The following is a 25,780-nucleotide window of genomic DNA, read 5'->3' on the forward strand; positions in this document are numbered from 1 at the left end:
GGCGCTGGCTAAGCGGGAGCTTAACGCGCGTAGATGTCAGGTAAAGACCGAATGAAGGCCCGTTATCGGATCGACGCATTTCCGCTGGGTGAAGCCTCGGTAGCCGAGGCCTCACCCCCTGTCAGACCAGCAGCGCAAGCCCGGTGAAAAGCTCCACGCCGACGGGAATCGCGCCCTCGTCGGCGTCGAAGTCGCCCTGGTGCAGGTCCCGCTTCGCGGTGTCACCGACCGGTCGCACACCGAGTCGGGCGAGCGCTCCGGGCACCCGCTCCAGGTACCACGAGAAGTCCTCGCCGCCCAGGCTCTGCTCGGTGTCCTCCACCGCGTGCAGCCCGTGCCTGGCCGTCATCGAGTCGCGCAGCATCTCGGTGCAGACCGCCTCGTTCACCACCGGCGGCACCCCGCGCTGGTAGGTGATCTCGCACTTGGCCCGGTACATCGCGGCGACCTGGTCGATCACCTCGTGCACCAGGTCCGGCGCCTCGTGCCAGGCCGCCAGGTCCAGGCAGCGGACGGTGCCCTCCAGCTCGGCGTGCTGCGGGATGACGTTCGCCGCGTGCCCGGCCTGGATACGGCCCCACACCACGCTCAGGCCCGAGCGCGGGTCGGCCCGGCGGGTCAGCACCACCGGCAGCTCGGTGGCCAGCTTGGCCGCGGCCATCACCAGGTCGGTGGTCAGGTGCGGGCGGGCGCTGTGCCCGCCCGGGCCGTCCAGGGTGAGCAGCAGCTTGTCGGCTGCCGAGGTGATCGGACCCTGCCGCAGGCCGATCCTGCCGACCTCGACCTTGGGGTCGCAGTGGACGGCGAAGATACGTTCCACCCCGTCGAGGACGCCGGCCTTCACCGCGTCGAGCGCGCCGCCGGGCATGACCTCCTCGGCCGCCTGGAAGACCAGCCGCACCGGCCGCGGCAGCCGGCCCTGCGCCGACAGCTCCGCCAGCACCAGGCCCGCACCCAGCACGACCGAGGTGTGCACATCGTGCCCGCACGCGTGCGCGCGGCCCTCGACGGTCGAGCGGTACTCCACGTTCTTGGTGTCCGGTACGGGGAGGGCGTCGATGTCGGCGCGCAGCGCAAGGCGGCCGCGCTCGGGGTCGTCGGGGCCGATGTCGCACACCAGCCCGGTCCCGCCGGGGAGCACGACCGGGCTCAGCCCGGCAAGCTCCAGCCTGGCCCTGATCTTCTCCGTGGTCCTGAACTCCTGCCGGCTCAGCTCCGGGTGCCGGTGCAGGTCGCGGCGGAACGCGATGAGTTCATGGCGCAGTTCTTCGGACAGCGCACCGGACGGCGCTGTGGGTGAGTCGTTCACCCCAGTCAGGGTAGGCCCCATGACCGGCTCCTCTGGGCTGATCGGACAAGATTAGGTGCGGCTGGAGGAGAAGAAGTCGCCCGATCGGCGCATACCCGAACATCCTCAGGGGTATGTCCTCCCTTTTGGGGTTCGGACATGAACACACCCATACTCGCTCAACGAGCCGCCGCCCGCGAGGCAACGACCGCCGTGCGGCGCGCATTGCCCGCGACGATACGCCCGTGGTGTTGCGGTCGTGTGGCACGCGTGGCCCACCGCATCGCTAGGCTGGCGTCATGACCGCACTGCCGCAGTGGATGGTGCCGCCGCGCGCGGAGGGCTGGTTCGCGGAGGACCTGGACCACCTGCCCGAGGCGCCGCGCCACACCGAGCTGATCGACGGAGCACTCGTCTTCATGATGTCCCCGCAGCGGTGGTGGCACGGCCACCTCGTCACCATGCTTACTGTTGCACTCATGCAGCAGGTTCCGGACGGCGTCTCCGTCGGCCGCGAGATGACCGTCCGCCTCGACGCGCGCAACCGCCCGGAGCCGGACCTCCTGCTGACGACCCTGCCTTACGAAGAAGACCGCACCTGGTTCGCGCCGGAGGACGTCCAGCTGGTCGTCGAGGTGGTCTCGCCGGAGTCCGCGCACCGTGACCGGACGGTCAAGCTGCACAAGTACGCCGCCGCCGGCATCCCGCACTACTGGTGCATCGAGGACGAGAACGGGGCACCCGTGGTCCACGTCTACGAGTTGGACCGGCCGACCGGCGCGTATGCGCCCGCCGGGATCTTCCGGCACAGCCTCAAGCGTCCCGTCCCCTTCGACATCACGCTCGACCTCGACGCTCTCACTCCCTGAGTTCACGGCCCCAACAGGCGGGCGTAGAGGTCGAGGAGCCGGGTGGACTCGGTCTGCCAGGACCATTCGCGCAGCACGTCCACCCGGTCGTAGGCCTTGCGGTAGCGGCGCGGGTTGGTCAGGACCGCGCCCACAGCGCGCACGAAGTCCGCGGTGTCCCCGGCCCGGAAGACCTCGCCGTTGCCCAGCTCCAGGGTGGCCGCGGCCATCGCCCGCACGTCGCTGACCACCACCGGCAGCCGGGCGTGCGCGTACTCGAAGTAGCGGGTGGCCAGCACCGACTGGTGGTGCGGGAGCTTGTGGACCGGCAGCACACCGATGTCCGCCGACGCCAGGAAGGCCGGGATCTCCGCGACGGGCACGTACGGCAGCACGTGCAGCCGGGCGTGGACGCCCAATTGGGCCGCCCGGTCGCGCAGGGCCGCCAGGTCCGGGTGCGACGGGTCCGGGACCACGAAGGCCGCGTGCAGGTCGTACAGCTTCGGCAGCGCCTCGATGACGGTGGCGGGGCCCCGGTCCGGCGACACGGGGCCTGCGTGCACCAGCAGCGGTACGTCCGGGGCCAGCCGGCAGCGGTCGCGGACGCCGTGCGGGTGCGGCGGGGTCGCCGCGGCCAGCGGCGGGGCGTTGCGCACCACCGCCGGCGTCGCCGACAGCCGGTGCCTGGCCCGCAGTTCACGGGCCAGGCCCTCGCCGACGGTCACCACGCCGTCCGCCTCGCGGGCGAACGACCGCTCGTGCGCGTCACCCGCCACCGCCGCCCTGCGGTTCGCCGCCGGGGTGCGCGGCGGGGCGTCCCACACCACCTCGACACGGTGCCCCGCGCCCTCCGCGCGCAACGCGGCCCTGATCGCCACGCCCAGCGCCCGGTGGCCCAGCGCATGGATCAGATGCGGGCGCACCGCGTCCAGCACCGGGCCGTACGCGACCTCCTCGTCCAGCAGGCCGGGGTCGAGCCGGCGCCACGCCCTGCGGCCCATCAGCAGCCGCGTCAGGTCCGTCATCAGGTTGTCCAGACGGGCGTCAGGGCTGCGGCGGCGGCGCACCGCCGCCAGGTACTGCGCCGCCCGCACCCGGGTCCAGCCGGCCCGCACCCCGTAGCGCAGCCACGCCAGCGCGTGCCCGCACCTGGCCAGTGCCAGCAGCGGCAACGGGCGGTGCACCAGGTTCAGTTCCGCGCCCCGGGTCACCAGCAGCGCCCGGGCCGCCGCCAGCCGCACCGTGCGGTGGTCGTGCGCGCCCGCACTGCGGTACGCCAGCGGCCACCGCAGGCCCGGGCGCGGGCGGCGCACCCGGTGGTTGCCCAGCACGCCCTGCACCACGACCTGCCGCACGTCCGTGCCGCGCGGCGCCACCGTCGCGGGCGCCTGGCCCACCAGTGTCACGCGGTAACCCGCGGCCCGGGCCGCCGCCGCCACTCGCAGGGCGCGGGAGTCGCCGTCGACTCCGCCGAGGGTGACCACTGCGACATCGCGTGCGGCGTGGGCCGCAGGCACGTGATTCCCCGGGTCAGCGCCCGGGTCCGCGTCAGGGTCCGGGCTCCCGCCCGAGGGGTGCGCGGGCATGGTGCCGCGTAAAGATCCCGCCATTCCCGCACTTAATCCTACGGAGATGATCATTGGGTTACGCCCGGTTGGCCGCCGGGCGAACTGGCGCCGGGCGAGCGCCGGTCCGCCGTCCCCCGCCGAGGCGGGTGCCCCTTGCGGTGGTCGGTCGCCTTTCCCCCGGCGGCGGGTTGCGCGCGCAGTTCCCCGCGCCCCTGGGTGGGTGCCCCTTGCGGTGGCGTTGCCTTCTCTCCCCCGGTGGGGGCTGGTCGCGCAGTTCCCCGCGCCCCTGAAAGACGCTCCCCCTCGCAGCCAGACGGCACCCGCCCTGCGAGGGGCGCGGGGAACTGCGCGCCCCATCACGACGCACCGAAAGGTGCGAGCCCACAGCAAGTGGCACCCACCCAGGGGCGCGGGGAACTGCGCGACCAGCCCGAACGGGCCGAAGGAAAGCAACGCACCGCAAGGGGCAGTCACGAGGCCCCCGGGGCAGGGGGGTTAGGTCGGGTGCTCGCCGGGGGGAGGTTGTGGAGGTCTCGGGCCGAGTGGGTGATGCCCGCGAGGAATGTGCGGGCGCGGGGGGTGGCTCCCGCCGTGAGCCAGGCGGGGTCGATGTCGACGACGGTCACAGCGACCCCCGTACCGTCGAGCACGAGCGGCAGCGTGTGGACGACCGTCGAGGGGAAGGAGAGGACGCGGCGGCCGGTGGGGCCGCGGCGGGCGACGAGTTCGAGCGGCAGGTCGGGGCGGACGATCTCCAGGCCGGTCTCGGCGGCGAGCCGGTGCAGCTTGTCCGGCGCCTCCTTGCGGTGCGCGAAATACCGCTTCGCCCCGTACGTGGCGGCGAGTTCCGCGACGACGGCCGCGTAGTGCCCGGGGTCGACGACCCCGGTCTCGACCAGCGACGTGCCGATCAGGTCGGTGCCGTCGAGCACGCCGGGCGGCCCGAAGCGGCTGCGGGTCCACGCGAAGCGGTTGGTGCGCAGGGCCATTCCGGCGGGCGGCGTGGCGGGCATGGCGCTGAAGAGTTCGACGTGCCGCCGCCCGCCGGGGGTCAGCCGGCGCCTGGCGGCGGTGGCGAAGACCCCGAAGGCGGCGTCCGCGGGTGAGCGCCGCCGCCCGCTGCGGTGCCACCGTACGAGGCGTCCGCCGCGGGCGAGGATCTCGGTGAACTCCATGGTGGCGGTGCCGTCGTCCACGACGGTGAGCCGCTTGGCGCGGCACAGCGGCAGCAGGACCTGGACGAGCCGGGAGAAGGGGTCGCCGATGACGAGCAGCCTGACCCGCATGAGCAGCGGGGCCAGTGCGACGGCGGTGCGCAACAGGCCGCCGCGGCCGCCGCGGGCCTCGTACCAGCGGACGACGGCGCCCTCGTCGCGGGCCAGTTCCGCCATGCGGCGCAGCTGGCCGCGGCTGGTGGGGTCGGCGGGCGAGAGCACGACGACGGTCAGCGGCAGCGCGGCGGGTTCTCGTACGGGTGCGGCGCCGTCGTGGGCGCGGCCGTCACGGGCGGCGGGGATCGCGGGTGGATGTATGTGCGCCCACTCCAGGACGTTGAGCAGCTGAACGGGTGACTCGACCAGCGCTACGGCCCCGGTGCCCGGGTGGGCGGTCGGGAGGGTGCCGGAGGCGGGGGTGTCGGTCATCGACTCGTTCCTTGTCCTCACTCGTGGTGGTCCTGGCGGTCTCCGCCGCCCGTGCGGTGCCGGGCGGTCCGGTCAGACCCCGGCGGTCTGCGAGCCGGCCTCGGCCTCCGACTCGGCGACGACACCGGCGACGCGGCGCAGCTTCTTCATCGGGCCGAGCTCGCCCTCGTAGACCTTCTTGACGCCGTCGCCGAGGGAGGTCTCGATGATGCGGATGTCGCGGACGAGCCGCTCCAGGCCCTGCGACTCGACGGACGCGGCCTGGTCGGAGCCCCACATGGCGCGGTCGAGGGTGATGTGCCGCTCGACGAAGACCGCGCCGAGCGCGACGGCGGCCAGCGTGGTCTGCAGGCCGACCTCGTGGCCGGAGTAGCCGACGGGCACGTTCGGGTACTCGTTCTGCAGGGTGTTGATCATCCGCAGGTTGAGTTCCTCGTGCTTGGCCGGGTAGGTCGAGGTGGCGTGGCAGAGCACGATGTTGTCGCTGCCGAGGACCTCGACGGCGTGCCGGATCTGCTTCGGCGTCGACATGCCGGTGGAGAGGATGACGGTGCGGCCGGTGGCGCGCAGGGCGCGCAGCAGGTCGTCGTCGGTCAGGCAGGCGGAGGCCACCTTGTGCGCGGGCACGTCGAACTTCTCCAGGAAGGCGACGGACTCCACGTCCCACGGCGAGGCGAACCAGTCGATGCCGCGCTTGCGGCAGTACTCGTCGATCGACCGGTAGCCGGCCTCGTCGAACTCGACGCGGTGCCGGTAGTCGATGTAGGTCATGCGGCCCCACGGGGTGTCCCGCTCGATCTCCCACTGGTCGCGCGGGGTGCAGATCTCGGGGGTGCGCTTCTGGAACTTGACCGCGTCGCAGCCCGCGGCGACGGCCGCGTCGATCAGGGCGAACGCGTTCTCCAGGTCGCCGTTGTGGTTGATGCCGATCTCACCGGTGACGTACACGGGCTGGCCGTTGCCGATGTGGCGGGAGCCGACCGGGCGGAGATTGGAGGGGAGGGAAGCGAGGGGAGAGGTCACGGGGGAGTTCCTTACGGTTTTCGGGACTGACGGGGGTGAGGTGGCCGGGTCAGCGGGCCAGAGTGGGGCCGAGCAGCCATGCGGCGATCTCGCGGATCGCCCCGCGGCCGCCTTCGGCGGTGGTGATCGCGCGGGCCGCGGCCCGTACGACGTCGTGGGCCTGCGCGACGGCGACGGGCCAGCCGACCAGGCCGAAGCACGGCAGGTCGTTGACGTCGTTGCCGGCGTAGAGCACCCGCTCGGGCGCGATGCCGTTCTCCTCGCACCACTGCTTGAGCGCGAGGTCCTTGCGGTCGATGCCGTGCAGGACGGGCACGTCGAGCTTGCGCGCCCTGGCGGCGACGACCGGGTTGGTCTCGGTGGACAGGATGAGGACGGGAAGTCCCGCACGGCGCAGTGCCGCGATCCCGAGCCCGTCACCGCGGTGCACGGTGACGGCCTCATGTCCGTCCGAATCGATCAGCACCCGGTCGTCGGTCTGGGTGCCGTCGAAGTCCAGTACGACCGCGTCGACGTCGTCGCGGGTCGGGGTGGCCGCCGTGGGGTCGAGCAGCGGGGCCAGGGCGCGGGCGCGCTGGAGGTCGGCGGGCTCGTCGATCTCCAGCACCTTCGCCGGGTCGGTGCGCACCAGTGCGGTGCGGCCGAAGAAGCGGTGGCCGGCGGCGCGGAAGCCGGGGGCGCGCATCGCGTACGCGGTGCCGGTCTCCAGCAGGTCCTGCGGGCGGTCCTGGCGGCGCGGGCGGGTGGCCTTGTCGTGGTTCACCCCGTACGCCGAGTCCTCCGCCGACCCGTCGGCGCCCTCGCGCCAGACGAAGCCGTGGAAGGGCGCGACGGTGTGGGCGGTGTCGGCGCCGCCGTCGAGGACCGCGGCGACGACGCCGTCGATCTCCTCCGAGGTGACGAAGGGGCTCGTGCACTGCACGAGCAGCACCACGTCGGTGCCGGCGCCGGTCATGGCCTCGTGCGCGTCCATCGCGTGCAGCACCGCGGCCTCGCTGGTGGCGGTGTCGCCCGCGATGGCGGCGGGCCGCAGTACGACCTCGGCGCCCGCGGTGCGGGCGGCCTCGGCGATCGAGGGGTCGTCGGTGGACACGACGACCGCGGTGACCCTGCGGGCCCGCACGCTCGCCCGCACGGCCCGCGCCACCAGCGGCACCCCGCCGACCGGCGCCAGGTTCTTCCCCGGCACCCCCTTGGACCCGCCACGCGCGGGAATCACCACCAGCACGCTGCCGCTGGCCTGGTCGTTTTCCGCCGGTTCCGCCGGCGGGCGGTGCGTCTCGTTCACGGGGTGACTCCTGTCGTACGTGCGGCTCTGCGGCTCCCCTTGCGTAGGGGGCGAGCGTTATTCAGGGGCGCGGGGAACTGCGCGCTCAGCCGTCCACCGGCCGGTGGTCGGAGCGAAGCGAGATGGAGGCACCCCCAGGCAGAGCTCTGGGGGAGGACCGAACCGCCCCCTTGGGACGGTGGCGACGTGCAGCCCGTCAGGGGCTGGTCGCGCAGTTCCCCGCGCCCCCGGGGGGCGCCCTGCCGGGCGCCGGCATCGGCGCGGAATCGGGTCACAGCTGGCCCCAGCGGCGGATGGTGGGGGCGACGCGCTGGACACCCTGGCGGTAGGCGGTCCTGGCCGAGTTGCGGACGAAGTCGCGGACGGCCTGGCGTACGGGTCCCGCCTCGCGGGGGGCGAAGCCGGCGACGGGCTCGCCCTTGGGGGTGAGGCCGTGGCGGGCGAGGATGCCGGGGAGGTAACCGGGGGCGGTGCGCAGCGTGTAGTAAGGGGACAGCGCCGGGAGTTCGGGCATGTCGAGCAGTGCGCTGACCCGGCCGCGCAGGGCCGCGTAAGGGGAGCTGCCGGCGACGCCGTGTGCGGCGGTCCACTCCTGCGAGGCCTGCGGCAGCCGCCCGTCGTCGAGTTCGTCCCACGAGGCGTAGCAGCCGGAGCCGAGGAAGTGGTGGTTGCCGAGGGTCTCGCGGATGCCGAGGTCGGTGAGCACCGCCGTCGGGATGCCGCGGTGCAGCGATTCCAGGGCCGCGGTGGAGCTGACGGTCACCAGCAGGTCGGTGCGGTCCAGGACCTCGGCCATGTTGCCGTAGACCAGGCGCAGGTTGGCCGGCGGGTCGAGGGCGGCGACCAGCTTCTGGTAGGGCTGCTCCTCGATGTGGGTGGTGTGCTCGCCGGGCTTGCTGCGGAGTTTGACCAGCACCTCGCGGGTGGGGTGCAGCCGGGCGTGGCCGACGGCCCGGCGCAGCAGGTGCAGCCGGTCGGCGCGGCCGTCGGGCACCGAGGGCTGGACGGCGAAGGTCACGGTGAAGGGCCGGCTGTCGTCGGCCCGGTAGGACTCGCCGCCGAGGAAGGGCAGCGCGGTCTCCACGATGCTGCCGGTGCGGTAGCCGACACCGTCGTAGACGTCCCTGAACCGCCGTGCGTCGTCCGCGCTGTTGGCCAGGACGACGTCCGCGCCGGCGCGCAGCAGCAGCCCGTCGGCGAGCTTCTCGTAGACCACGCCGACGTATCCGGTGACGACCACAGGGCGGCGTTCGCGGCCCTGCCAGGCGCGGGAGAGCCCGTGCAGCAGCGCCTGGACGGTGCCGCCGACGCAGGAGACCACCAGGACGTCGCAGGTGCCGTCGTGGGTCTCCGCGAGGATCTCGGCCATGGTCGACTCGGCCATCGAGTCGGCGGGGATGCCGAGTTCGGCGAGCTGGCGCGGCGTGGGGGTGGCCCGGCCGCGGAGCAGCCGCGCGTCGAGACGGGCATCGGGGTCGATTCGGCGCGCGGTCAGCGCACCCCATTTCCACCTGGTGTCCGAGTCGGCGATCACGGTGACCCGCAAGGGTCCTGACTTACGTTCTGGCACACGCCGACAGTAGGAAGCAGGCGGGTGGAATGTACTAATCGCAGGACAACAGGAGGTAAACAGAATGCCGCTACTTCGGGAGTGCGTCGGCGTATTGGCCGAATCACCTCCCGGACATTTTCCGTTTACCCAAACGTTCCCCGCCCGCCCCCATTGCCGCGAGGGGACACCTTAGGATTCTGCGGGTGGTCAAGCTCTCCGTCATCGTGCCCTTTTTCAATGTGCAGCCTTTCGTGCCCGACGCACTGCACAGCCTCCGGGCCAACGCCCGCCCGGACTACGAGTTCCTGCTGATGGACGACGGGTCGACAGACCGGACGCCGCAGCTGCTGGAAGAAGGGGTACGTACGCTCCCCGGAGCGCGCATCATCCGCCGTGAGCACACCGGCGTCTCGGCGCTCCGCAACGCCGGCATCGAGGAGTCACGCGGTCGCTATGTGACGTTCATGGACGGCGACGACTGGCTCGCGCCCGGCTACCTGCCCCAACTGGTCGCCGCCATGGACGACCTGGACGTGGACTTCGTCCGCACCGACCATCTCAAGTGCACCGGCAGCACCCGCAACATCATGCGTGCCCCGCACGGCCGCCGCAACGCGGTGCTCGACCCGCGCGAGACCGTGCTGCCCGCCGACCGGCCCGCGCTGGTCGACTACGCCTACTGCTGGGCCGGCGCCTTCCACCGCCGCATCGTCGACAAGGGCATCGTGCACTTCCCGACCGACCTGCGCACCGCCGAGGACCGGCCCTGGACCTGGCAGCTGCACCTGGGTGCGGAAAGCTGCGCGGTGGTCAACCTCATCGGGGTCCACTACCGGCGCGGGGTCACCACCTCGCTCACCCAGATCAGCGACGAGCGCCAACTGGACTTCGTGCGCGCCTCGGAGCGGATCTTCTCGATGCTGGCCGCAGACAAGGACGGTGAGCGCTTCCTGCCCAAGGCCGTACGCCAGTTCTGCGCGCTGATCGCCTTCCACCTCGACCAGATCGACCGCTTCGAGCCGGCGATGGCCCGCAGGCTCAAGGCGAGCTGCGCGGCCGCGCTGAGCCGGCTGCCGTCCGACGTGCTGACCGGGGTGCTCGACTCGATGGACCTGGAGCGCAGTTCGAAGATCCGCCGGCTGCGCTGGCGCTTCGGCGGCAGATCGGACACCCCGCAACCGGAGAGCGACGTCATGGACAACGCCGGCACTCCCGGTGCGGTGGTCGCGTGATGGCCGCCACCCGTACGCGTACCCAACTGCTGCTCGCCTCCACGCTCTACGGCGCCGCCACGCTGGCCGCCGCGGTGGACGCCGGGGCGCTGCCCGCCGCCGACCGCCGCGTCCTGGTGGTCAGCAACAACTCCGCGGTGCCGGAGACCGCGGAACGCCTGGACCAGGCACCGGGTTTCCGTGCGCTGCGCGGGCGCTTCGACCAGGTGGTGTCCTGGAACGAGGCCATCTCCCCGCTGCACCCGAGCGGTTGGGCGCCCGGCGTGGACGAGGTGCCGATGTGGGAGCGCTACTTCCGGATGCTGTGGGCGCTCGGCGACGACGAAGTCGACCTGGTCGTGGAGTCGTTGCAGGTCGCACCCGCGCTGTCGTTCGCGCAGATCTTCCTCGGCGCGCCCATCACCGTCTACGCCGACGGCCTGATGTCGTACGGCCCGACCCGCAACAAGCTCGGGCTGCTGGTCGACTCCAGGATCGACCGGCTGCTCCACCTGGACCTCGTGCCCGGCCTGGAGCCGCTGCTGCTCACCGAGTTCGGGGTGTCCTCGCAGGTGGTGCCGGGCGCGGAGTTCACCAAGGTGCTGGCCGAGGTCGCCGAGGCGGCGGGCGACGCGGGCGGCGACGCCCTGGACGAGCTGCCGCAGAACGCGGCGCTGCTGCTGGGGCAGTACCTGTCGGCGCTGGGCATACTCAGCGCCGAGGAGGAGGAGCAGCTGCACCTGTCGATGGTGCGCGGCGCCGTCGCACTCGGCCACACGAAGATCGTCTTCAAGCCGCACCCGACCGCGCCCGCGCACTGGACCGAGCCGCTGACGGCGGAAGCGGCCAGGCTGGGCGCCGAGTTGACGGTGCTGAACACCCCGGTGCTGGCCGAGGTGGTCTACCAGCGGGCGCGTCCCGCGCTGGTGGCCGGCTGCTTCTCCACCGCGCTGCTCACCGCGTCCGTGCTGTACGGCATCCCGGTCGCCCGCACCGGTACCCGGCTGCTGCTTGACCGCCTGGTGCCGTACCAGAACAGCAACCGGGTGCCGGTCACGATCGTGCACGCGACGCTGCCCGACCTGGCCGACGCGGCCGCCGTCCGCGCCTGGACGCCGCCGTCGCCCGAGCAGGTGGCGGCCGAACTCACCCCGCTGCTGCACACCGTGGGCTACTGCATGCAGTCCCAGGCGCACCCGGAGCTGCGGGACGCGGCCGTCGCATGGCTGGGCAGGAACCTCACCGCGGACACCTGGCCGTACTTCAAGCGGCGCCGGCTGACGTCGCTGGGGCTGCCGGGGGCGCTTCCCGCGCGGCTGGCCTTCGTGCCGCGCAACCGCACCGTCCGCCGGGTCGCCCGGCGTGCCCGGGCGCTGAAGAAGGCCGCGCTCGGGTGAGCCGGGTGGGGGGCGGCCGGGTGGACCGCGGCCGCCGGAAGGCTCAGAAGGCGTCGGTCGGCACGTAGGTGCCCCACACCTCGCGCAGCGCGTTGCACACCTCGCCGACGGTGGCGCGGGCGCGCAGCGCGTCCTTCATCGGGTAGAGCACGTTGTCGCTGCCCGAGGCCGCCTTCTGCAGCGCGGCCAGGGCGGCGTCGACGGCGCCCTGGTCGCGGGCGGCCCGCAACGCGCCGAGCCTGGCCGCCTGCTGGGCCTCGATCGCCGGGTCGACCCGCAGCGGCTCGTAGGGCTCCTCCTCGTCGAGCTTGAAGCGGTTGACGCCGACGACGACCCGCTCCCCCGCGTCGGTCTCCAGGGCGATGCGGTACGCGTTCCGCTCGATCTCGCCCTTCTGGAAGCCGTGCTCGATCGCCGGGACCGCACCGCCCAGCTCCTCGACCTTCGCCATCAGCTCGACCGCGGCCGCCTCGACGTCGTCGGTCAGCTTCTCCACCACGTAGCTGCCCGCGAAGGGGTCCACGGTGGCGGTGACGTCGGTCTCGTAGGCCAGCACCTGCTGGGTGCGCAGGGCGAGCCTTGCCGACTTGTCGGTGGGCAGCGCGATGGCCTCGTCGAAGGAGTTGGTGTGCAGCGACTGGGTGCCGCCGAGGACCGCGGCCAGGCCCTGCACGGCGACCCGCACCAGGTTGACCTCGGGCTGCTGGGCGGTCAGCTGCACGCCCGCGGTCTGCGTGTGGAATCGCAGCATCAGCGACTTGGGATCGGTCGCGCCGAACTCCTCGCGCATCACCCGCGCCCAGATCCGCCGGGCCGCACGGAATTTCGCGACCTCCTCCAGGATCGTGGTGCGCGACACGAAGAAGAACGACAGCCGCGGTGCGAAATCGTCCACGTCCATCCCTGCGGCGACCGCGGTGCGCACGTATTCGATTCCGTCGGCGAGCGTGAAGGCGATCTCCTGTGCGGGTGAGGCACCGGCCTCCGCCATGTGATAACCGGAAATCGAAATGGTGTTCCACTTCGGGATCTCGGCCTTGCAGTAGGCGAAGATGTCGGCGATCAGCCGCAGCGACGGCTTGGGCGGGAAGATGTACGTCCCGCGCGCGATGTACTCCTTCAGCACGTCGTTCTGGATCGTGCCGGTCAGCCGGCCGGCCGGCACACCCTGCTCCTCGCCGACGAGCTGGTAGAGCAGCAGGAGCAGCGCTGCGGGCGCGTTGATCGTCATCGACGTGGACACCTTGTCCAGCGGGATGCCGTCGAAGAGCACCCGCATGTCGTCGATCGAGTCGATGGCGACCCCGACCTTGCCGACCTCGCCGTGCGCGATGGGCGCGTCCGAGTCGTGGCCCATCTGGGTGGGCAGGTCGAAGGCGACCGACAGGCCCATGGTGCCGTTGGCGATGAGCTGCTTGTAGCGCGCGTTGGACTCCGAGGCGGTGCCGAAACCGGCGTACTGGCGCATCGTCCAGGGCCGCCCGGTGTACATCGACGGATAGACCCCGCGGGTGAAGGGGTAGCGGCCGGGCTCGCCCAGCTTGTCCGCCGGGTCCCAGCCCTCCAGCGCATCCGGCCCGTAGACCGGTTCGATCGGCAGGCCGCTTTCCGACTCGCGCGTCATGCTTCACGCCTCCGCAGTGCTGGTGGGGTGGGGTTGAGGGGAACTCCCGCCACGGACTGTAGCGGCGGGCCCGCACGCGGTGCAGCGCTCCGGGCTGGGACCTTCCTCACAGTCCGCCGTTTGCCCCCGAGTCTCCACCAAAGCCACCGCAACCGCGCGGGCATGAAATGTGTCTAGGGCTGCACAAGGTCCGGCACACGGGGAAGTGGGAGCGATGTCGAAGGTGCGCAACAGAGGAAGACGCCGGGTCTCGGTGACGGTGGCGGCGGCCGGTGCGGCCCTCGCCATGGCGGTGCTCGCCGCGTGCGGCCCGCAGGACACCGGGGCCGATCAGAAGCCGGCAGCGGCCACGACCACCGCGGCCACCACGGCACCGGCCACCGGCGACGCGGCCCCGACCACCGCGCCGCCCACGACCGATCCGGCCACCACACCGCCGGCCACCACCACCCCCTCAGCGGCCCCGACGACCACGAAGCCGGCCAGGCCGCCGGTGGAGCAGGCCGTGATGAAGGTCGGCTCGAACAGCTCCCAGGTGCGCGAACTGCAGGCCAGGCTGGGCCAGCTGCACCTGTTCTCGCAGAACCCGACCGGCTACTACGGCACGGTGACGCAGCACGCGGTGAGCGACTTCCAGGAGCGCCACGGGCTGACCTCCACCGGCAGCGTCAGCCAGGCCACCTGGTCCAGGCTGCGGTCGCTGACCCACCAGCCCACCCACAAGGAGCTGTACCCGCCGATCCCGGCCAAGCCGGCCGGCAAGCTGGACGCGCGCTGCATGACCGGCCGCGCGCTGTGCATCAGCAAGACCACCCGCACGCTGTCGTGGGTGGTGGACGGCAAGGTCCAGGCCACCATGGACGTCCGCTTCGGCTCGCAGTACACGCCGACCCGCGAGGGCCTCTTCCACGTGAACTCCAAGAGCCGCGACCACGTCTCGACGATCTACCACACGGCTATGCCGTTCGCGATGTTCTTCAGCGGCGGCCAGGCGGTGCACTACTCCTCGGACTTCGCCGCCCGCGGTTACGCCGGGGCGTCGCACGGCTGCGTCAACGTACGGGACAAGGCCGCGATCTCGAAGCTGTTCGACGAGGTCCGGGTCGGCGACAAGGTCGTCGTCTACTGGTGAACCGGCCGCCGGCCGGTCGGCCGGCGGACCCGACGCAGGAGGAGCGCGGCCGGGCAGGGGGAAATGCGCCCGGCCGCGCTCCGTAGTACCCGAACCCGATACGGGGAGAACCGGGGTCAGGGGGGCCGATGACCAGTCGGCCTTACTCCCTACAGCGCACAGGCCGTCAGAAGTGTCACCTGCCTGACGGCCGTGACGCGGGACACCGCCCGGGGCGGAAGTGGCGCGGGCCGGAAGCGGCCCGCGCCTTCTCCGTTTTCTCGCCCTTCCTGCCCTGCTGGCCCTGCTGGCCTTGCTGGCCCTGCCGGCCCTGCTGGCCCTGCCGGCCCTGCCGGCCCCGTCCGCCGGACGGCCCGCAGCCGCGGCCCTGGCCGAATCCCTGCCCCTGGCCCTGGCCGAAGCCCTGGGCCGGACCGTGCCCCTGGCCGAACCCCTGGCCCTGGCCGAAGCCGTACGCCCCGCCGCGGCCGAACCCGCCGAAGGTGCCGGTCGTGCCGCGGCCCGGCCGGGTGCCGGCGCCGCGGTGCTCGTCCGCGCCGCTGTGTGCCGGCGACGAGCCGGGCTCGGAACCGCGGACGCCGGGGGCCGCGGTCCACGGCGCCGTGGTGCTGCCGTCGGTGGCCACCGCGGCCGGCGGCCTGCTGCCGTCCTGGCCGTTGCCCGCGCCCTCGCCCGGGCCGAGTGCGCGGGTGGCCGCGGCCATGCCCACCGCGACCCCGCCGAGCGCCAGCGCGGAGACCACCGCGGCGGCCATCATGCGCGGGCGCCGCAGCGTGAAGGCGGTACGCACCCGGCCCCTGGCCGACCCGCGCCCGGCGGCGGCGGTGCGGAAGGCGGCGAGCGCGGCGGCCTCACGGGCCGGGTCGAGCGGTGCGCGGCCGTCGCGGGCCGCGGCGAGCAGCCGTACCAGCCGGTCGGCGGGCTCGGTCGGCGGCGTACAGGAGCCGGAACCGGACAGCAGCACCTCCGCCGTTCTGGCGTCGGGCCAGTTCCCGCCGCGGGGTTGGGTGAAGTGCCGGGGCGGGTGGGAGCGACGGGCCGGGTGGGACAGGTCCGTGGATGCGGCTCCGCGTCGGGTGTTGTCGCTCATCCCACTTCCTCACAGCGCCTTGGACGCGGAAAACGTCACATCCGCGTGCTGCCGGTCCCCTCGGTCCCGCCGCTCCTTGTGCTCGTGCTGGTCCCTGCGGCCTGCTCCCCCGCCGTGCTCGGCCAGGTCCCCGTGGTCCCCCGGGTCCCCGTGGTCGTACTCCAGGATCTCGGCCAGCCGCCGCAGCCCGCGGTGGGTGGCCATTCTCACCGATCCCGCGCGTTTTCCGAGCACTCGTGCAGCACTGGTCGAATCGAGCCCCATCACCACCCGCAGCAGCACCGCCTCCGCCTGCTCGCGCGGGAGTGCCGCGATCGCGGCGAGCGCCCGGTCGGTGGCGACCGCGTCCAGCGCCTCACCTGCGGTGTCCGCCCGGTCGGGCAGCTGAACCAGGTCGTCCACCCCGCCGCCCGGCACCGGGCGCCTGCTGCGCGCCCTGATGTGGTCCAGCGCCCGGTTGCGGGCGATCCTGGCCGCCCAGCCGCGTATCGACCCGCTGCCGGTGCGGTAGTTGGGCAGGTCGCGGGCGATCTGCAGCCAGGCCTCAGAGGCGACGTCCTCGGCGTCGGCAGGGCCGACCAGGCTGCGGACGTAGTTCAGCAACTGCGGCTGGACAGCGCGGTAGACGGTACGGAACGCGGCGTCGTCGCCCTGCTGGGCCGCGTCGACCGCGGCCTCCAGAGACTCCTGCGCTTCCACGTCGGGCCCCACCCCCTCGAACACACGGCCAATCCTGCCTCATGCGCGGCTGTGACACTTTTGGTCTGGGATACGCAGTACAAGTCGGCGGCCGGGGACGCTCCTGTGGGGGGAGGCGGCCCCCGGCCGTCGTCACTTTCTCGTGTGCCCCGCCGAGGAGCCTTCCGTCATGTCCGTGGCCCGCCTCCCCGACGGCCTCCCCCCTGGCCGGCTGGTCGCCGGCTCCGCCCCCGGGCTGTGGATCAGCGACGAGCCGGTGGTCGCACCCGGCGGTCTGTGGGCCGCCTGCCAGGCGCAGCAGCACAGCACCGGCTGGTGCCCGGTCCTGATGGCCTGGCCCTGCGCGAGCGGCAGCGGGCACCGCACGGCCGAGATCGACGCGGTCGACGTGGCCGAGTCGCTGCACGAGTCCTGGCTGACATACCGGCAGACGGCGCCGCTGCTCGCCTCGTACCCGGGGCTCACCGCACTGCCCGACCCGGCGGCCGCGGACAGCGCGGGACACACCTGGCCGCCCGACCTCGCCGACCTCGCGCTGCTGGCGGACCTGGCCGCCCAACTGGGCCACCCCGGGCCGCCGTACACCCGCTGGCCCGGCCTTGCCGCACCCGCGGAGCCGCACCCGGGTCCGCCGCCGGACGCGGTCGCCAGGGCCGTGGTCGGCCAGATGCTGCACTACTTCACCACCCGCTTCACCGCCTACCTGGCGCTGGCCCGGGTGGACCGCAGCGCCGACCTGCCGGCCGCGGTGGGCTGGGAGGCGGACGCGCCCGCGCTGGAGCTGTCGGCGCTGCTGCGCAGCTGGGAGGACCGCTTCGGGGCGCGGGTCATCGGCTTCGAAGGCTCGTCGGTCTTCGTGTCCGTGGCCTCGCCGCCGCTGACGTCCCGGCATGCCGCGCACGTCGCCCTGGAGCACGTGCTGACCGGCGCGTCGAACCTGAACGACGGCACCTTCCCCTTCCCCGACTACGCCGAGGCGCTGCGCGGCGAGCGGCTGTGGTCGTTCTGGTGGGACTGACCGGCCGCGGGTCGCACCGCCACGTCAACCGCCGGTCCTGCAACACTCCGTACGGGTGAAGTTCGCACACCTGCGTGCCCCGTTCGAACCGGCGGCGCCTACAGTGGAGTCCTCCCCCGCCGAATCCGCCGTACGGGGTCACCGCACGGCCGTCCCCGCACGGCCCGCCACGACTCCGCCACACCACCATCCCGACCCTGGAGCCCCGCTGCTGTCCAGCGACACCGCGTCCGACGCTCCGCCGTCCCCGTCCCCGCTGACGCGGTTCAACCAGGCGCCGCCCGCCGCCGCCGAGACGGCACTGATGGCCTGCTGCGGCAGCCACCGCTGGGCGCGGCGGGTCGCGGCGCACCGCCCGTACCCGACCGTCGAGGCGCTGCTCGCGGCGGCCGACGAGGCCGCGTACGACCTGACGCCGGGCGACCTCGCCGAGGCGCTGGCCGGCGAGGCCACCACCGCGCTGGCCGACCGCGGCGGCCTGACCGTGCACACCGCGCTGCGCGCCGCCCACGCGCACTACGAGGCGAAGTTCGGCCACGCCTTCCTGCTCGCCCTCGACGAGTGCACCGCCGCCGACCCGGCCGCGGCCCTGGACCAGACCATGGCCAGCCTGCGCGAACGGCTCGGGCACGACGAGGACGAGGAGCGCGTGGTCACCGCCGAGCAGCTGCGCCGGCTGTGCCGTACCCGGCTGGTCAGGCTGGCCGGCGGAGCCGCCGCCTCCGGCGGGCACGGGGGCCGCGGCGACCTGTCCGTGCGGGCATTCGAGCCGACCCGTTCACCCGACCGTGCGGGATCGATCACACCCGGCCTACCCCGCGGTACTCAGGCCGTATCGCCTCGCTACGATGGCCGGGGCCGGTGGACCGTACCCGGCCGGGCGTGACCGACACCCCTAGCCGGCACCCCTCGCCCCGCTCCCGGAGGGTTTTTTCCGTGCCGGCTGGAACGCTTTACCGCGGCCGGGAAGGCATGTGGTCATGGGTGGCTCATCGAGTCACCGGTGTCCTCATCTTCTTCTTCCTGTTCGTACATGTCCTCGACACCGCCCTGGTGCGCGTCTCCCCCGAGGACTACGACAAGGTCGTCGCCACCTACAAGACCCCGATCGTCAGCCTGCTGGAGTACGGCCTGGTGGCCGCGATCCTCTTCCACGCGCTGAACGGCCTGCGGATCATCGCCGTCGACTACTGGACCCAGGGGCCGCGCTACCAGAAGCAGATGCTCTGGACGGTGGTCGGCCTGTGGATCCTGCTGATGCTCGGCGCGATCTACCCGGTCCTGGGCCACGCCGCCCGCGTCCTGTTCGGGAGCTGAACGACACATGTCCACTGACATCACCGACGCCGTCGAGCTGACCGGCTCCAGCGTCGCCCCGTACAGCCCGGAGAATCCCGCACCGGTCATCGAGCCGCCGCGCGCCCGCACCAAGCGCACCCCGCGCAGCACCCGCACCAACTTCGAGATGTACGGCTGGCTGTTCATGCGGCTGTCCGGTGTGGTGCTGGTCGTGCTGGTGATCGGCCACCTGCTGATCCAGCTGGTGCTGGACGGCGGTGTGCAGAAGGTCGGTTTCGCCTTCGTCGCCGGCCGCTGGGCCTCGCCGTTCTGGCAGTACTGGGACCTGGCCATGCTGTGGCTCGCGATGCTGCACGGCGGCAACGGACTGCGGACCGTCATCAACGACTACGCCGAGCAGGCCAACACCCGCGTCTGGCTCAAGACGCTGCTGTTCACCGCAGTGGCGTTCACCATCGTGCTCGGCTCGCTGGTGATCTTCACCTTCGACCCGAACATCCGCTAAGCCAGGGCTGGACAGGGAAAGCGACCCCATGCAGATCCACAAGTACGACACCGTCATCGTCGGCGCGGGCGGCGCCGGTATGCGCGCCGCCATCGAGGCCACCAAGCGCAGCCGCACCGCGGTCCTGACCAAGCTCTACCCGACCAGGTCCCACACCGGCGCCGCGCAGGGCGGCATGGCCGCCGCCCTCGCGAACGTCGAGGAGGACAACTGGGAGTGGCACACCTTCGACACGATCAAGGGCGGCGACTACCTGGTCGACCAGGACGCCGCCGAGATCCTGGCGAAGGAGGCCATCGACGCGGTCCTGGACCTGGAGAAGATGGGCCTGCCGTTCAACCGGACGCCCGAGGGCCGCATCGACCAGCGCCGCTTCGGCGGCCACACCCGCAACCACGGTGAGGCCGCGGTCCGCAGGGCGTGCTACGCCGCCGACCGCACCGGTCACATGATCCTCCAGACGCTCTATCAGAACTGCGTCAAGGAGGGCGTGGAGTTCTTCAACGAGTTCTACGTCCTGGACCAGCTGCTCACCGAGGTCGACGGCGTCCAGCGGTCCGCGGGCGTGGTGGCGTACGAGCTGGCCACCGGCGAGATCCACGTCTTCCAGGCGAAGTCGGTGATCTACGCCTCCGGCGGCACCGGCAAGTTCTTCAAGGTGACCTCCAACGCGCACACCCTCACCGGTGACGGCCAGGCCGCCGTCTACCGCCGCGGGCTGCCGCTGGAGGACATGGAGTTCTTCCAGTTCCACCCGACGGGCATCTGGCGCATGGGCATCCTGCTGACGGAGGGCGCCCGCGGTGAGGGCGGCATCCTGCGCAACAAGGACGGCGAGCGCTTCATGGAGAAGTACGCGCCCGTCATGAAGGACCTGGCCTCGCGTGACGTCGTCTCCCGGGCGATCTACACCGAGATCCGCGAAGGCCGCGGCTGCGGACCCGAGGGCGACCACGTCTACCTCGACCTCACCCACCTGCCGCCGGAGCAGCTGGACGCGAAGCTGCCCGACATCACCGAGTTCGCCCGTACGTACCTGGGCATCGAGCCGTACACCGACCCGATCCCGATCCAGCCCACCGCGCACTACGCCATGGGCGGCATCCCCACCAACGTCCAGGGCGAGGTGCTGCGCGACAACACCACCGTCGTACCCGGCCTGTACGCGGCCGGCGAGGTCGCCTGCGTGTCCGTGCACGGTGCGAACCGGCTCGGCACCAACTCGCTGCTGGACATCAACGTCTTCGGCCGCCGCTCCGGCATCGCCGCGGCGGACTACGCCCACGCCAACGACTTCGTGCCGCTGCCCGAGGACCCGGCCGCCCAGGTCGAGGCCCAGGTCGAGCGGCTGCGCTCGGCCACCGGCAACGAGCGGGTCAGCGACATCCGGCGCGAGCTGCAGGAGTGCATGGACGCCAACGTGATGGTCTTCCGCACCGAGCAGACCATCAAGACCGCCGTCGAGAAGATCGGCGAGCTGCGCGAGCGCTACCTCAACGTGTCGATCCAGGACAAGGGCAAGCGGTTCAACACCGACCTGCTGGAGGCCGTCGAGCTGGGCAACCTGCTCGACCTCGCCGAGGTCATGGCCGTCTCCGCGCTGGCCCGCAAGGAGTCCCGCGGCGGCCACTACCGCGAGGACTACCCGAACCGCGACGACGTCAACTTCATGCGGCACACGATGGCGTACCGCGAGGTGGACGCGACCGGCGCCGAGTCGATCCGCCTGGACTACAAGCCGGTCGTGCAGACCCGCTACCAGCCGATGGAGCGTAAGTACTGATGAGCACCCCGAACTCTCCGACGCTGGACAAGCACTCGTCCGCCCTGGACGCGGCGGAGAACACCGCATCGCACCTGATCACGGTCACCCTGCGGGTGCGCCGCTTCAACCCCGAGGTCTCGGCCGAGGCCGAGTGGGTCGACTACCGGCTGCCGATCGACCCCAAGGAGCGGGTCCTCGACGCCCTCCACAAGATCAAGTGGGAGATCGACGGCACCCTCACCTTCCGCCGCTCCTGCGCCCACGGCGTGTGCGGCTCCGACGCGGTCCGCATCAACGGCCGCAACCGGCTGGCCTGCAAGACCCTGATCAAGGACATCAACCCCGAGAAGCCGATCACCGTGGAACCCATCAAGGGCCTCACGGTGCTCAAGGACCTCGTGGTCGACATGGACCCCTTCTTCCAGGCCTACCGCGACGTGATGCCCTTCCTCATCACGAAGGGCAACGAGCCCACCCGCGAGCGGCTGCAGTCCGCCGAGGACCGCGAGCGCTTCGACGACACCACCAAGTGCATCCTGTGCGCCGCGTGCACCTCGTCGTGCCCGGTGTTCTGGAACGACGGCCAGTACTTCGGCCCCGCGGCCATCGTCAACGCCCACCGCTTCATCTTCGACTCGCGCGACGAGGGCGGCGAGCAGCGGCTGGAGATCCTCAACGACAAGGACGGCGTCTGGCGCTGCCGCACCACCTTCAACTGCACCGACGCATGCCCCCGCGGCATCGAGGTGACCAAGGCGATCCAGGAAGTGAAGCGGGCGCTGATCACCCGCCGCTTCTGACCTCGCCTTCGGCGTCGTCAACTGGCGCATGCTGCTGCGGCCCGCTTCCCCGTCGTCCTGTCGGGGGCGGGCCGTCCGCGTACGAGAGGGATGGTTTACGTGAGCGAATACGTGCTTCGACCCGTCGGACGCGTCGAGTCGGCGCTGACCGACCCGGCCCGGGCTCCCAAACAGGCCGACGAGGGGGCGCCGGAGGCGTGGCTGGTCCTCGACGAGCAGTACGCCCCCGCCCTGGAAGGCCTGCGCGCGGGCATGGACGTCGTCCTGCTCACCTGGCTGGACCGCGCGGACCGCGGCACGCTCCAGGTCCACCCGCGCGGTGACACCGCCCGGCCCGTCGCCGGGGTCTTCGCCACCCGGGCGCCCGGCCGGCCCAACCCGATCGGGCTGCACGTCGTCCGCATCCTCGCCGTCTCCGGCACCCGCATCCATGTGCAGAACCTCGAAGCGCTGGACGGCACGCCGGTCCTGGACGTCAAACCCGTGCTGACGCAGGACCGCTGAGGCTCTCCCCCCGTGCGCGGGGGCCTGTGCGGCAGCTTGTGCGGGCTCTCACGCCGGGCGGGCCGACGGGACCGGGGGTATCGGGTGGAGGGCGCGCAGCCTCGCGTCCAGGGCTGCCGTGAGGGTCTGGAGGGCGGGGAAGCGGGTCGCGGGCAGGTCGGTGACGACGGACAGCCGGTGGGCCAGCCGCTGGCGGGCGGTGACCGTGCCCCAGGACCAGTTCCCTTCGGGGAGGCGAGCGAGGTGGTCGGTGCCGTCGCGGTGGGCGCGCTCGACCAGGGCGTCGCCTCTGAGCAGCCAGCCGGCGCAGGCGTCGGCGAGGTCGGCTTCCGCGGAGGGGTCGGTGTCCGGGGCGGTGGCGGCTGCTGCGGTGGTGCCGGTCGCCTCGTACCAGGTCGTGAAGTAGGCGCGCTCGGCGCGCTCCAGCAGGGGCGGCGGGGCGGCGGTGACGCACCAGCAGGTGGGGAACCCGATGCGCAGGTAGGCCAGTTCGACCAGGCCGCTGCCCCATGACGCCTGCTCGAAGTCGACGAAGGTGACGCCGTCCGCGGTGTGCAGGTCGTTGCCGGGGCAGGGGTCGCCGTGCAGGAGCGCGTGCCCCGGTGCCTGCGCGAGGCGGGCGGTGAGGGCGTGGATCTCCGCGGGCGCGGCGGGCGGTACGGGGACGCGCAGGCGGTGGGCGAGGTGCAGGAAGGCGTCCGCGTCGGAGGCGTCGGGACCCTTCCAGCGCGGCAGCGCGCCGGTGATGTCCGGGCCGCCGGACGCGTGCAGCCGGGCCAGCGCGGTCGCGTAGGCGACGATCCAGTCGGGCGGCGGCGGGCGGTGGGCGACGCGGTCCAGCACCATGACGCGGGCGGCCGGGTCGGTGGCCAGCAGGGCGGGCACGACGGGGGTCTCGGCGCGCAGGGCCAGCCGCAGCGCGGCGATCTCGCGGGCGTAGCGCTCCCCCGCGTCGGCGCCGCCGACGATCTGCTTCACGACGGCTGCTCCCGCGGGCAGTTCGACACTCCAGACCCGCGAGCGCGGGCTGCTGCCGAGCCGGCGGGCGCGCCGGGGCTTCCCGAGCGCGGACCGCAGCTCGTCGGAGAACGGCAACCGCATGCGTCCACCCCCCTTCGTCCTGCCACCGTACCGGCCCGGGAAACTTTCCGCCACGGAATCTTTTCCGGGGCGGAAAAAGTGCTACGCTGGCAAGCATGGACACCACGGACGGGCTGCCGGAGACAGCAGAGGCGGCGGAGGCCGCAGGAGCCGCGGGCACCGAAGGGCTGCGCGAGCGCAAGAAGCGGCAGACGCGGGCCGCGCTGAGCCAGGCGACGATCGCACTGAGCGTGCAGCACGGCTGGGACGAGGTGCGGATAGAGGACATCGCGGCCGCGGTGAACGTCTCGGAGCGCACCTTCCGCAACTACTTCTCCAGCAAGGCGGAAGCGGTGGCCGCGACCCATCTGGACCGGATGCTGCGGGTCACGCGGCGGCTGGAGGCGCGGCCCGCGGACGAGCCGCTGTGGGAGTCGATAAGGACCTCGGTGCAGGCCGAGTTCGCCCCGGAATCCCCCGAGGGGTCCCGGCCGGTCGACCCCGCGGCGGGCAAGCGGCACACCGAGGCGATCTGGAAGGTGCTCTCCGAGCCCGCCGTGCAGGGCGAGGTGCTGCGCGCCGACCAGGAGGCGCAGGTGCTGATGGCGGCGGCGGTCGCGGCGCGCACGGGCACCGACCCGCAGGCGGACCTGTATCCGAAGCTGGTCGCCGCCTCCGTGGGTGCCGCGATCGGCACGGCGCTGACGCACTGGCTGCGCGCCGACCCGCCGGTCCCGCTGGGGCCGCTGATGAGCGAGGTGCTCGAACAGCTGACGGCGGGCCTGCCCGCCCCGGCGCACAGCGAGAGCTGAGACCTGACAAGCAGACGTGGAGAGTTGAGGGGAGTACGTTCTGATGGCCGTGAACGTGGAGGGCGGCACGGGCGTCGGCGGCAATGCCGACAACCGTGTCGATGTCGTGATCATCGGCGGGGGTCCGACCGGGCTGATGCTGGCCGCGGAGGTGGCGCTGCTGGGCGTGCGCCCGGTCGTGCTGGAGAGGCTGCCGGAGCCGGGCGGTGAGCCCCGGGCGAACGGGCTGGTCGGGCAGGTCGTGCCGGCGCTCGACCGGCGCGGGCTGTTCGAGGCGCTGACCGGCAGCGCGGGGCCGCCGCAGCCCAACAGCGCGTACTTCACCTTCGCCGGGCTGCCGCTGGACCTGAGCGGGCTGCCGGAGAGCCCGGTGTACACGGTGGCCGTGCCGCAGGCGCGGATCGTCCAGGTGCTGGCCGCACGCGCGCTGGAGCTGGGCGCCGAGATCCGTACCGGGCACGAGGTCACCGGGCTGACGCAGCGGGAGGACCGCGTCGAACTGGAGGTGTCGGGTCCTGCCGGGCCGTATCGGCTGGCGGCCCGCTATGCCGTCGGCGCGGACGGGGCGCACAGCGCCACGCGCAAGCTGTCGGGGATCGGCTTCACCGGCATCACCTACGACCGGTCGGTGTCCCGGCATGCGCATGTGAGCGTCCCGGCGCAGTGGGTGGGTCCCGAGGGGCTGCGGGTGCCGGGGGCCGGCACGATTGCGCCGTTCCTGCCGCGCCGCACCGAGCGGGGGTCTTTCAACTGGGCGCCGCTGCCGGGCAGGCCGCCGCTGGTGGCCACGGTCGAGTGGGAGCCGGTCGAGGGCGACGAGCCGATGAGCCTGTCCGAGATGGCGGCGAGCATAGGCCGGGTGCTGGGGGCGGAGGTGCCGGTGGCGGCGCCCGAGGGTCCTGGTCCGTTCGTGCTGCGCCGGCTGACCGGGGGCAACACCCGGGTGGCCGACCGCTTCCGCGACCGCCGGGTCTTCCTGATCGGCGACGCGGCCCACGTCTACGCCTCGGGGGGCGGCCCCGGGCTCAACTCCGGGCTGCAGGACGCGATCAACCTGGGCTGGAAGCTGGCGGCACAGCTCGCGGGCACCGCACCGGAGGGGCTGCTCGACAGTTACGCTGCCGAGCGGACCGCCGCCGCCCGCCGCACCCTGGTCTATGCGCAGGCGCAGGCCGCGGTCCAGGCGCCGGGGAGCGACGTGGACGCGCTGCGGACGCTGTTCGGCGAACTGCTGCAGGACCAGGGGGCGATCCAGCGGGTCGCGGACCTGATCGCCGGCTCCGACCTGCGCTACGACCTGGGCGGCAGCCACCCGCTGGTGGGCACGCACGCCCGCGACCTGGCGCTGTCCGCGCAGGGCGGCCCGGTGCGGCTGGCCGAACTGACCAGGGCCGCGCGGCCCGTGCTGCTCGACCTGACGGCGACGGCGGAGGTGGCGAAGGCCGGGGCCGGCTGGTCGGAGCGGATGGACGTGGTGGCCGCCCGGACCGAGCCCTCGGCCCGGCCCGGCTACACGGCGGCGCTGATCCGGCCGGACTCGTTCGTCGCGTGGGCGACGTCCGCCCCGGTCCCGGACGCCGCCGAGATCGAGGAGCTGCGGGCGGCGGCGGGACGGTGGTTCGGGGTGGGGTGAG

The 25,780-nt window shown here is 72.7% G+C and carries 23 protein-coding genes; 13 read left to right on the forward strand and 10 right to left on the reverse strand.

Going from position 1 to position 25,780, the window contains the following annotated elements:
• Positions 1-121 precede the first annotated feature (121 nt).
• Positions 122-1,330, reverse strand: coding sequence for an amidohydrolase (locus tag JT723_RS11495; RefSeq protein ID WP_205044452.1), 1,209 nt, complete (start codon positions 1,328-1,330; stop codon positions 122-124).
• Positions 1,331-1,587: 257 nt separating this feature from the next.
• Here JT723_RS11495 and JT723_RS11500 point away from each other — a divergent pair, with 257 nt between their 5' ends.
• A complete protein-coding gene (locus JT723_RS11500; RefSeq protein WP_205044453.1) occupies positions 1,588-2,157 on the forward strand; it encodes a Uma2 family endonuclease in 570 nt (189 codons plus the stop codon).
• A 2-nt stretch (positions 2,158-2,159) separates the two neighbouring features.
• On the opposite strand, the gene JT723_RS35035 is transcribed toward JT723_RS11500, so the two are convergent.
• The 5 genes from JT723_RS35035 to JT723_RS11525 form a co-directional block, all read right to left on the reverse strand.
• Positions 2,160-3,653: a glycosyltransferase gene (locus JT723_RS35035; RefSeq protein WP_251512376.1), complete on the reverse strand. Its 1,494-nt coding sequence runs from the start codon at positions 3,651-3,653 to the stop codon at positions 2,160-2,162.
• A 521-nt stretch (positions 3,654-4,174) separates the two neighbouring features.
• Positions 4,175-5,347: a hypothetical protein gene (locus tag JT723_RS11510; RefSeq protein WP_205044454.1), complete on the reverse strand. Its 1,173-nt coding sequence runs from the start codon at positions 5,345-5,347 to the stop codon at positions 4,175-4,177.
• A 72-nt stretch (positions 5,348-5,419) separates the two neighbouring features.
• Positions 5,420-6,370, reverse strand: coding sequence for an N-acetylneuraminate synthase family protein (locus JT723_RS11515; RefSeq protein WP_205044455.1), 951 nt, complete (start codon positions 6,368-6,370; stop codon positions 5,420-5,422).
• A 49-nt stretch (positions 6,371-6,419) separates the two neighbouring features.
• Positions 6,420-7,598, reverse strand: a complete 1,179-nt coding sequence (locus tag JT723_RS11520; RefSeq protein WP_205044616.1) for an acylneuraminate cytidylyltransferase — start codon at positions 7,596-7,598, stop codon at positions 6,420-6,422.
• A 331-nt stretch (positions 7,599-7,929) separates the two neighbouring features.
• On the reverse strand, positions 7,930-9,228 hold the full coding sequence (locus tag JT723_RS11525; RefSeq protein WP_251512373.1) for a DUF6716 putative glycosyltransferase: 1,299 nt from the start codon (positions 9,226-9,228) through the stop codon (positions 7,930-7,932).
• 185 nt (positions 9,229-9,413) lie between these two features.
• On the opposite strand from JT723_RS11525, the gene JT723_RS11530 reads away from it, so the two are divergent.
• Positions 9,414-10,442, forward strand: a complete 1,029-nt coding sequence (locus JT723_RS11530) for a glycosyltransferase family 2 protein (protein ID WP_205044456.1) — start codon at positions 9,414-9,416, stop codon at positions 10,440-10,442.
• Positions 10,442-11,818, forward strand: coding sequence for a polysialyltransferase family glycosyltransferase (locus JT723_RS11535; protein WP_205044457.1), 1,377 nt, complete (start codon positions 10,442-10,444; stop codon positions 11,816-11,818). The genes JT723_RS11530 and JT723_RS11535 overlap by 1 nt, the downstream gene beginning before the upstream one ends.
• A 43-nt stretch (positions 11,819-11,861) precedes the next feature.
• Here JT723_RS11535 and JT723_RS11540 read toward each other — a convergent pair whose 3' ends face one another.
• Positions 11,862-13,442, reverse strand: coding sequence for an acyl-CoA mutase large subunit family protein (locus JT723_RS11540; protein WP_205044458.1), 1,581 nt, complete (start codon positions 13,440-13,442; stop codon positions 11,862-11,864).
• A 214-nt stretch (positions 13,443-13,656) separates the two neighbouring features.
• Between JT723_RS11540 and JT723_RS11545 the strand changes: the two genes are divergently transcribed.
• Positions 13,657-14,574: a L,D-transpeptidase family protein gene (locus JT723_RS11545; protein ID WP_205044459.1), complete on the forward strand. Its 918-nt coding sequence runs from the start codon at positions 13,657-13,659 to the stop codon at positions 14,572-14,574.
• Between the two features lie 175 nt (positions 14,575-14,749).
• Here JT723_RS11545 and JT723_RS11550 read toward each other — a convergent pair whose 3' ends face one another.
• The gene (locus tag JT723_RS11550; RefSeq protein WP_205044460.1) at positions 14,750-15,664 is read right to left on the reverse strand and encodes a hypothetical protein; all 915 of its coding nucleotides are present in this window, start codon (positions 15,662-15,664) and stop codon (positions 14,750-14,752) included.
• A gap of 9 nt (positions 15,665-15,673) precedes the next feature.
• A complete protein-coding gene (locus JT723_RS11555; RefSeq protein WP_251512371.1) occupies positions 15,674-16,387 on the reverse strand; it encodes an RNA polymerase sigma factor in 714 nt (237 codons plus the stop codon).
• Between the two features lie 145 nt (positions 16,388-16,532).
• On the opposite strand from JT723_RS11555, the gene JT723_RS11560 reads away from it, so the two are divergent.
• The 7 genes from JT723_RS11560 (at position 16,533) to tsaA (ending at position 22,254) form a co-directional block, all read left to right on the forward strand.
• Entirely contained in the window at positions 16,533-17,381 is an 849-nt protein-coding gene (locus tag JT723_RS11560) for a DUF4253 domain-containing protein (protein ID WP_205044461.1), read from the forward strand.
• 55 nt (positions 17,382-17,436) lie between these two features.
• On the forward strand, positions 17,437-18,267 hold the full coding sequence (locus JT723_RS11565; protein ID WP_251512369.1) for a 2-oxo-4-hydroxy-4-carboxy-5-ureidoimidazoline decarboxylase: 831 nt from the start codon (positions 17,437-17,439) through the stop codon (positions 18,265-18,267).
• A gap of 50 nt (positions 18,268-18,317) precedes the next feature.
• Positions 18,318-18,698: a succinate dehydrogenase, cytochrome b556 subunit gene (gene sdhC, locus JT723_RS11570; protein ID WP_033177889.1), complete on the forward strand. Its 381-nt coding sequence runs from the start codon at positions 18,318-18,320 to the stop codon at positions 18,696-18,698.
• Between the two features lie 7 nt (positions 18,699-18,705).
• On the forward strand, positions 18,706-19,185 hold the full coding sequence (locus JT723_RS11575) for a succinate dehydrogenase hydrophobic membrane anchor subunit (protein ID WP_205044462.1): 480 nt from the start codon (positions 18,706-18,708) through the stop codon (positions 19,183-19,185).
• Between the two features lie 28 nt (positions 19,186-19,213).
• Positions 19,214-20,968 (forward strand): succinate dehydrogenase flavoprotein subunit, encoded by a 1,755-nt coding sequence (sdhA, locus tag JT723_RS11580; protein ID WP_205044463.1) that lies wholly within the window; start codon positions 19,214-19,216, stop codon positions 20,966-20,968.
• Entirely contained in the window at positions 20,968-21,750 is a 783-nt protein-coding gene (locus tag JT723_RS11585; RefSeq protein WP_205044464.1) for a succinate dehydrogenase iron-sulfur subunit, read from the forward strand. The genes sdhA and JT723_RS11585 overlap by 1 nt, the downstream gene beginning before the upstream one ends.
• A 90-nt stretch (positions 21,751-21,840) precedes the next feature.
• A complete protein-coding gene (tsaA, locus tag JT723_RS11590) occupies positions 21,841-22,254 on the forward strand; it encodes a tRNA (N6-threonylcarbamoyladenosine(37)-N6)-methyltransferase TrmO (RefSeq protein ID WP_205044465.1) in 414 nt (137 codons plus the stop codon).
• 48 nt (positions 22,255-22,302) lie between these two features.
• On the opposite strand, the gene JT723_RS11595 is transcribed toward tsaA, so the two are convergent.
• On the reverse strand, positions 22,303-23,355 hold the full coding sequence (locus JT723_RS11595) for an aminoglycoside phosphotransferase family protein (protein ID WP_205044466.1): 1,053 nt from the start codon (positions 23,353-23,355) through the stop codon (positions 22,303-22,305).
• 95 nt (positions 23,356-23,450) lie between these two features.
• On the opposite strand from JT723_RS11595, the gene JT723_RS11600 reads away from it, so the two are divergent.
• Positions 23,451-24,146: a TetR/AcrR family transcriptional regulator gene (locus JT723_RS11600; RefSeq protein WP_205044467.1), complete on the forward strand. Its 696-nt coding sequence runs from the start codon at positions 23,451-23,453 to the stop codon at positions 24,144-24,146.
• 43 nt (positions 24,147-24,189) lie between these two features.
• Positions 24,190-25,779, forward strand: a complete 1,590-nt coding sequence (locus JT723_RS11605; protein WP_205044468.1) for an FAD-dependent monooxygenase — start codon at positions 24,190-24,192, stop codon at positions 25,777-25,779.
• The last annotated feature ends 1 nt before the right edge of the window (position 25,780 follow it).

Origin of the sequence: Actinacidiphila bryophytorum, assembly GCF_016916835.1 — a bacterium.
GTDB classification, from domain to species: Bacteria; Actinomycetota; Actinomycetes; order Streptomycetales; family Streptomycetaceae; genus Actinacidiphila; species Actinacidiphila bryophytorum.